Origin of the sequence: Candidatus Liberibacter sp. (assembly GCF_014048425.1) — a bacterium.
Classification (GTDB): domain Bacteria; phylum Pseudomonadota; class Alphaproteobacteria; order Rhizobiales; family Rhizobiaceae; genus Liberibacter.
On sequence record NZ_JACETX010000006.1, the window covers coordinates 36,565 to 41,400 of the forward strand.

The following is a 4,836-nucleotide window of genomic DNA, read 5'->3' on the forward strand; positions in this document are numbered from 1 at the left end:
GGCATCTTCGGATAAGGAATTCCATAACAATTTAACAGAATAGGTTGTTGCGACTCATTTTCTATATACTGTGGAAAACCCATAGAACCCGACACATCGATCACCATCTGTATTGATGCTGCCATCTCTTTGTGCGAACTCTCAGGCCTTGCATATCCCTTAACAACCACATCTACTCCTATCGAGTGTATGCCAATAGCATGCATAGCCCATGAAAATGAATTTAACGACATATCATAATGAGAATGTAATTGTATTATGTAAGCTCCGCTCGTGTTATCCTTATCCTTCTCAATATTAATTTCTAAAGATCGAATAATTTTATTAATATCTTCTTTACTAAAATCAGAAACAAGAGTTCCTTCTAAATATCGTTTTGCATACTGTTGTATATCTCGTATCGCTACCTTACCCGAGAAAAGCCCTTTGAGAGATTCAGATAATTCGGTTGAAGCGGCAAGAATCGTCGTATGAGATGCCTGCTTCAAAGAGTTTCGGTAGTACATCCAGGAAGAAATATCAAGCGCCATACCAATCGCGATAAAAATAACTGGCAACATAATGGTCGCACATACAAAAAAGCTTCCTTCGCAAGAATATCGCAATGAATTAATCCGAGAGGCGAAACCCTTATAAAAACTCATAAATTTTCCCAATAATGCTTTTTAAAATATATCTTCAGAAATATAATTTGCTAGAACAATCTTCTCTTAGCATAAAGCACTATGGAAAAACAAATATGTTTTTGGGGGATAGTTAATAATAAAAAATTAACTAAAATACCTCAATGTCGATATTGATAATCGAACGGATACATTCATTTTTTCATAAGGGACGAAAGGAAGTAACTCTAAGAACTGGTCATACAAAGAAAACCAAAGGAAGAATTGCGATTAAAAGTTTAAGGATGATAAATTTTAGATAAAAACACCGCTGTTTTTCTTGCTTCAGTGCTTAAATGGCTTCCCCCCACCCAAATAACAAGAAAAAATTTCTGAGCACCTGACTTTGTCGGCAAACGAAGCCAGTACGATAGCATCTTCAGAAGAGATCTCTTTATCCAAAAACATCCTTTCTTGTCCGTATCCAACGATTAAAGGAGAATCCCTTACGTATCACTATAATCGCATATGATTGTTTAAAGACACATACGGCTCGTGCTTCCCTCCCTAGCATAACCAAAATCAACAAGATAAATTGAAATAATATAAAAAAGACAAGAAAATTTCCAACAGAAAACCACCGTTCTATCATACTATCCTCTGCCAGATCTAAACGTTGATTGATCGAAATCACCTGCCCCTATTTTCATATGTATTGAGGATGTTTTTCCTAAATAACGGTCAAAAAAACTTTTTCTATATCATATGAATCGTCTAATATCAGGCGATTATTACAGAAATTTATGTTTATGCGTCCTTACCCTCCAAACTCTCCCAGAAAGCTACTTAAGCCCTACAAGCTCAACAACAGAAAACCAATACGCTATTTCTTGTTTGGCAGTTTCTAAAGAATCTGAACCATGCACCGAATTTTCGCCTATAGAGATTCCATGTTCCTGACGGATAGTGCCACTATCAGCCTTCTGCGGATTCGTATCTCCCATAATTTCACGATTTTTACGTATAGCATTTTCTCCTTCAAGAACCTGCACCACAACCGGACCCGAAGTCATTGTTTGAACCAATTCATTAAAAAAAAGACGATCTCTATGTACTTCATAAAAACCTTCTGCTTGGCTTTTATGCATAAATACGAGTTTGGATGCAATGACACGCAATCCACAATCCTCTAATTTTTGAACGATAACCCCCGTCAAACCACGCCTAACAGCATCAGGCTTTATCATTGAAAAAGTTCTTTCTAGAGCCATATCTAATATCTATCCTTTCACAACTATTCTTAATTATTCTTGTCTTTTCAGAAAGTCTCAAATCCAACAAACTTAGAAACCTTTTCTGAATAGATAATTTTTTCTCTTAATGGATGAAAAAATATCCAAACTTCCAAAAACCATCCAAAATCGAAAATACTTTTCAAACCAAATCTATAATATCATTCCGCCATAGTTCCTTAGAATACGGCGATCTTCACAACAATCCTAACTCAGTTTGACTTATATCCTTAAAAGCTAGCTTATATCCTTGATTCTTGAGATACTGCCAACTCTTACGTGCCAACCTAAGACTCTCTTGAGAATGACTATCCATAATGAAAACCAACTTGTTATAAAGATCTATATCTTCGTTTCTACATATCGCATTATCAACAAAAAAACGTACCGTAGCTAGGTTAGCATTGTCAGAACTTATCGTTAATAGAATCGGTTGAATAGAGGAACAAACTCCTTCCTCACCGACATCGACACCATGAGGAAGAAAGCTATCTGCTTTCCAAGTCCATAAGTATTCATTCAACACATCACGCATTTCCTCCGATCCACACTGAACAACGACTCTCTGCCTGCTTCTGTAAGATTTTTCGAGGAAAAGCAACAAGTCCTTCTGCCAATTCTGCGAAAGATAGAAGAAAAACTTTGTCATGCCTCATAACATACCCTTACAAATTCGTTCAATAAACGAACGCCAAAACCAGATGCCCAAGATTGATTAATCTCATCAGGTTCTTTGCCCATAGCTGTCCCAGCAATATCTATATGTGCCCAAGGAACTTCTGCGACAAATTTTTCTAAAAACTGAGCAGCAACAATAGAACCAGCAAGACGCCCTCCAATATTTTTCATATCCGCAAATTTGCTCTCAAGAAACTTATCATAAGCCTTATTCATAGGCATACGCCAAACCAACTCTTCTGTAGACAATCCCGCAGAAACCAATTGTTGGGATAGTACATCATCATTGGAAAATAACCCCGCATAAACACTTCCTAAGGACACCAAAATTGCACCAGTTAGTGTTGCCAAGTCAATCATCAGACGAGGCTTATAGTGAGTGTGGCAATACCATAAAGCATCCGCCAGAATAAGTCTTCCCTCTGCATCGGTGTTAATTATCTCAATGGTTTGACCAGACATTGACTTAACAATATCACCAGGACGTTGTGCAGCAGCATCCGGCATATTTTCGACGAGCGCTAAAATACCAACTACGTTAGCCTTAGCTTTACGTGTTGCTAGAGCGCACAAAGACCCGATAACAGCAGCGGCTCCTCCACAATCACCTTTCATCTCCTCCATCGAAGCAGAAGGTTTTATAGAAATACCTCCGCTATCAAAAACAACTCCTTTCCCAACAAACGCAAGAGGAAGATCTGCTTTCTTGCCACCATTCCATTTCATTGCCACCAAGTATGGAGGACGAACTGATCCCTGAGACACACCCAAAAGAGACTTCATCCCTAGCTTATCCATGGCATCTCTATCAAGAATCTCAACTTCAATCCCAAGACTTTCAAGCTGTTTGGCTTTTTCGCAAAACTCAACTGTTCCTAAAACATTCGCTGGCTCATTGACAATATCTCGAGCCAAATTAACACCATCAACAACTGCTTTAATATCTTCCAAAGACTTTCCTGTCTCGTCAGATACTTTCGTTACAATTGTGACAGATATATTCTTTTCAGATGAATCACGAACGTCTCGTGCCTTTTTCGTCTTATAACGATCAAAAGCATAAGATCTCAACTTAAACCCAAGAGCAAAATCTCTGACTTCCTTTTCTGTGACAGAACAACCAGGAGCATCAATAAATATCTCAACCTTTTTAGACCCCTCTAAATAAGAAGCCGCGTTTCCACCTTCCTTTAACCAAGAAAAATTTTTGTCCTTAGCCGGATCACCTATTCCCAAAACAACCAAACGATCAAACGGACACGATTCAGGAACAAGAATATTTAAACTGGACCTAGATTCTCCTGTAAAATTCTTAATAGCTGCAGCACGCGCTACGACACCTTTAAGATCAACTGAAGGCAAACCTGTTACATCCGAAAAATTGGTTTTCAAAAGAATCGCAAGATCACCTTCCATAGAAGATTTTTTTGCAAACGAAAGTTTTATGTCCATATGCTTTTACCTTATCTTTTCGCTAACACTACCAAATAGTGAATAAACCCCTTCAGATCTTATAAAGGCTCAGACACAAAATAAAAATTAACTGACAATACATATAACATATAATATAAGGTATACATGTAAGTGAATGCCAAAAAATCTCCAACAGAAGAATCATACAATGATCTCATGAAAACTTTCAATGCCTTGCTCTCGGATAAACCACAAAAAAGCTAAAATCTAACCATCCATAATGATTCATATGAAATTATTCCAAATTTATATATCACGTCGCATATGCAGAACATTTCTGACTTTATGCCTTCTTATCCTCTCTGTCTCCTGGATGTTACAGACTCTGCAACGCATCAATTTTGTATCAGATAGCTCCCAGTCAATGATCCTTTTGGTGAAAATATCTGGTTTGATTTTTCCCTCCATCCTTTCACAAATCATCCCTTTTTGTTTCATGATAGCAACCACAGAAACTCTCTCTTTGCTCTATAAAAATTTAGAGCTTTTGATTATTAATGCCACTGGAATCTCGCACATTATACTGATAAAACCGGTATTAATCCTCGCTACATTCTTAAGTGTATTTTTATTCATATTGGAAAATACCGTCGAACCTAAATTTCACATGGCAATAAAAGAAATAGCTACAAAGGCTCAGATGAATTCTTTATTCTCCGTTCCAGAAGAAAACCTCTTTCATTACTTGGACGACAATCATTATATTGAAATTTCAAAACGACCCTCTAGCCGTACAGCAAAAGGATTTTTTATGACGAACTCGCATAATCCTAGCGAACATACGATCTATT

5 protein-coding genes are annotated in these 4,836 nt (G+C 37.3%); 1 reads left to right on the top strand and 4 read right to left on the bottom strand.

The window, feature by feature from the left end; translation table 11 throughout:
- The 4 genes from H0G72_RS01580 to H0G72_RS01595 form a co-directional block, all read right to left on the bottom strand.
- A partial coding sequence (locus tag H0G72_RS01580) for a hypothetical protein (protein WP_182016934.1) occupies nt 1-644 on the bottom strand: 644 nt, incomplete at its 3' end.
- Nucleotides 645-1,444: 800 nt separating this feature from the next.
- A complete protein-coding gene (gene ndk / locus H0G72_RS01585) occupies nt 1,445-1,873 on the bottom strand; it encodes a nucleoside-diphosphate kinase (protein WP_182016936.1) in 429 nt (142 codons plus the stop codon).
- Nucleotides 1,874-2,090: 217 nt separating this feature from the next.
- Nucleotides 2,091-2,543: a DNA polymerase III subunit chi gene (locus H0G72_RS01590; protein ID WP_182016938.1), complete on the bottom strand. Its 453-nt coding sequence runs from the start codon at nt 2,541-2,543 to the stop codon at nt 2,091-2,093.
- Nucleotides 2,540-4,024 (bottom strand): leucyl aminopeptidase, encoded by a 1,485-nt coding sequence (locus tag H0G72_RS01595; protein ID WP_182016940.1) that lies wholly within the window; start codon nt 4,022-4,024, stop codon nt 2,540-2,542. Before H0G72_RS01595 ends, H0G72_RS01590 begins: the two co-directional genes overlap by 4 nt.
- Before the next feature lie 250 nt (nt 4,025-4,274).
- Between H0G72_RS01595 and H0G72_RS01600 the strand changes: the two genes are divergently transcribed.
- On the top strand, nt 4,275-4,836 hold a 562-nt coding region (locus H0G72_RS01600), incomplete at its 3' end, for an LptF/LptG family permease (RefSeq protein WP_182016942.1).

Bases quoted from the DNA above. Each gene is read 5' to 3' on its own strand.
- ndk (WP_182016936.1), bottom strand. From the start codon at position 1,873: ATGGCTCTAGAAAGAACTTTTTCAATGATAAAGCCTGATGCTGTTAGG.
- H0G72_RS01590 (WP_182016938.1), bottom strand. From the start codon at position 2,543: ATGACAAAGTTTTTCTTCTATCTTTCGCAGAATTGGCAGAAGGACTTG.
- H0G72_RS01595 (WP_182016940.1), bottom strand. From the start codon at position 4,024: ATGGACATAAAACTTTCGTTTGCAAAAAAATCTTCTATGGAAGGTGAT.